2 protein-coding genes are annotated in these 2872 nt (G+C 69.5%); one reads left to right on the forward strand and one right to left on the reverse strand.

Going from position 1 to position 2872, the window contains the following annotated elements; genetic code table 11:
• A partial coding sequence (locus tag ABZV34_RS38145; protein WP_356287498.1) for a 4-hydroxyphenylacetate 3-hydroxylase N-terminal domain-containing protein occupies positions 1-1499 on the reverse strand: 1499 nt, incomplete at its 3' end.
• 159 nt (positions 1500-1658) lie between these two features.
• Here ABZV34_RS38145 and ABZV34_RS38150 point away from each other — a divergent pair.
• On the forward strand, positions 1659-2872 hold a 1214-nt coding region (locus tag ABZV34_RS38150; protein ID WP_356287501.1), incomplete at its 3' end, for an AAA family ATPase.

Genomic DNA, 2872 nt, shown 5'->3' on the forward strand with positions numbered 1-2872 from the left:
CGCCGGGCGTAGTTCGCCTGAGCCGTGTACACGGTCTCCTGCTCGTCGCTCCCGCTCTCGATGCCGCAGACCTTGCGCGCGAGGTCTGCCATGCTGCCGCCCGGGGACATCTCGGCGCGCTTCATGGTGAGACTCCGGATGGCGAGCAGAGGCGTGCCGTTGAAGTTCTCGAAGGTGCTGATGCGGCCGCCCCAGTCGGACAGGAACATGTCGCGGATCACCCGGCTGATCTTCAGCCGGTCGTAGGGCCTGCCGACCGGCCCGGTCTGCAACGCCTCGAGCCACGGCCGCAGTTCAGGCTGCTGCCACTGCCCCTCGGTCGGATAGATGAGCGCGGAACGACCGGCCAGGTCGAGGAGCTCGTGCACCATCTCGGTGATGTGCTCGATGTAGTACGCCCGTCCGAAGTCGAACATCAGGACGTTCGGCTTGAAGATGCCGCCGGGAGTGAAGAACCCCTCGTCCTCCGAACCGACCGTATGCGCCTTGAGCGTCTGGTGGAAGCCGGCGAACCGGGCGACCCGGGCCTGGACCGGCGGCAGCTGGTACGTGCCGATGTGCTCGGTGATCAGCAGGGCCAGGCCGAGCATCAGCTCGGCCTTCACCATCGCACGCACCAGTGAGTGGTAGTGCAGCCAGTCGAAGACACGCTGCGGGTACAGCGCCGCGTGCTGGGGGTTACCGACGTGGAAGACGCGGTTCCAGGGGATGAACACGTCCTCGAACACGATGACGCTGTCCAGCTCGTCGCCCTGCGAGGCGAGCGGGTGCTCGACCTCCTCGCCGTCCTGGACGTTGCTCTCCCGGCAGATGATGGTGACCCCGGGGGTGTCGGGCTTCACCGCCCCGTAGATGATCTGTTCCGCGACGATTCCGGGGCGGTAGAAGACGCCGATGTGGATCCAGTCGCCGAAAGCCGCGCCGGTGCTGATCGCCTTCACGCCCCGCACGGTGATGCCCTCGTCCGAGGTGGCCACCACCCGCAGGGCGGGCGACTCGGCCTGGGCGGAATCGCGCGAGCGGTCCGCCTGGGGGTCGACGAAGGCCGGTGTCGCGTTGAGGTCACCGTCCCGCACCACGTTCCAGAAGTCGAGGATCCCCTCGGTGAGGTCCCTTCCGCCGGTCCCGACGGACTGGCTGCTCCACGGCTCCGGGTCGTCTACGTAGGTCAGCAGGACGTAGTTGTTGACGTCCGGCGTCCGCGGGATCGCCCCGCCGCCGAGTTCCCGCTGCACCGTCTCCAGGTAGTGGCGCTTACGCCGCAGGTCCTCCTTGGAACGGTGCTGGAACCACGTCATGGACCGCCGGACGCCATCCTCGTCGACGAACGTCATGGCGTCCTGGAGGTCCGGGCGGTGGTGCAGGTCGTAGAAGGCCGCGAGGCTCTGGGCGTACGCCCTGGTCTTCGGGTGCGTGGCCACGTTGTCGACGAGTTCGTCACCCACCCACACCTTGCGGCCGTCGTTCAGCGCTGCCAGGTATTCCTTGCCTGTACGCACGTCGTGCTCCTCTCCAGGGACAAGAGATCCGGATGCCACGGAGCGTGCGTCGCGACAGGGTGACGGGACGGCGCGCGGCCGGCGATCACCCGGGTGAAACCGGCGATCACCGGGAAACCGGCGTTGAGGGCGGGCGCGGCCGTGAGCCATGCTTGCCCCATGAGCAGCACAGACGCCGGCGACCAGGCAGGCGGGCGCGGGAACCACGCCGTGACCGGTCCTCGCCTGCGAGGACGGGACCACGAGATCACTGCTGTCCGCGAAGCCCTGGACACGGTGCGAGGCGGACGAGGCGCCTGCGTCGTCGTGGAAGGCGCGCCGGGCGTCGGCAAGAGCCGGTTGCTGAGGGAACTGGACGAGATGGGGCGGAGGTCCGGGTTCGACGTGGTGTCGGTACGGGCCGACGAACTCGACCAGTACGCGGCGGGAGCCGCACTGCAGTCCGCACTGCAGTCCTCCGACGGTGCCGGCCGAGCCGCCACGGCCACCGACGACCAGCGGCTGTGGCTGCTGGACAGCATCACGGACGCTCTTGAGGACCGGGCCCAGCACGCCCCGGTGGCCGTACTGGTGGACGACGCGCAATGGGCGGACCCGGCCACGCTCTTCGTCCTGCGCACCCTGCCCGGACGTCTGGCAGCCTCACGGATCCTGTGGGTGCTGGCCGTACGGTCGGACACCGAGCGACCGACCGTCGCCAGGGTGCGGGACGACCTCGAACGCCTTGGAGCCCGATGGCTGACCCTCGGCCCCCTGCCGCAGCGGGAACTGCAGGACATCGCGGCAGACGTCCTCGGAGCGAGGCCGTCACCCGGTCTGGCCAGGCTCCTGCGAGCCGTCGCGGGCAATCCCTTCCTGGCCATCGAACTGGTACGCGCGTTCGCCGACACGGACGCCGCCAGAATGGAGGCGAGTGAGGCGAGCCTCCTGCACGATGGCATACCCGTCAGTTTCCGGCGGAGTGTCGCCGCGCGCCTGGACCGGCTCCCCGAGGATGCCGTACGCCTGCTCCAGATCGGATCCGTCCTCGGCCGGGAATTCGACCTCGGCACGGCCGCCCGCATGTTCGGCAGACAGGTCGGCAGCCTGCTGTCAGGCGTCGAGGCCGCCCTGCACGCCGGTCTGCTCTCGGCCGACGGCCCGCGGCTCGCCTTCCGCCACGACCTCATCCGGCAGGCCGTCCACGAGAACCTGCCCCTGGCCGTACGCGTGGCTCTGCACCGGGAAGCGGCCGACAGCCTCCGCGGCATCGGAGCACGACCGGCCGAGGTGGCCTGGCACGTCGTCATGTCGGGTGGCCCGGTCGACGACGACGCCGTGACCACGCTGACCACGGCCGTACGGGAACTGTCGTCGTCGGCTCCTGACGCGGC

The sequence above is a fragment of the Streptomyces sp. NPDC005195 genome (assembly GCF_040608315.1).
Lineage (GTDB): Bacteria > Actinomycetota > Actinomycetes > Streptomycetales > Streptomycetaceae > Streptomyces > Streptomyces kaempferi.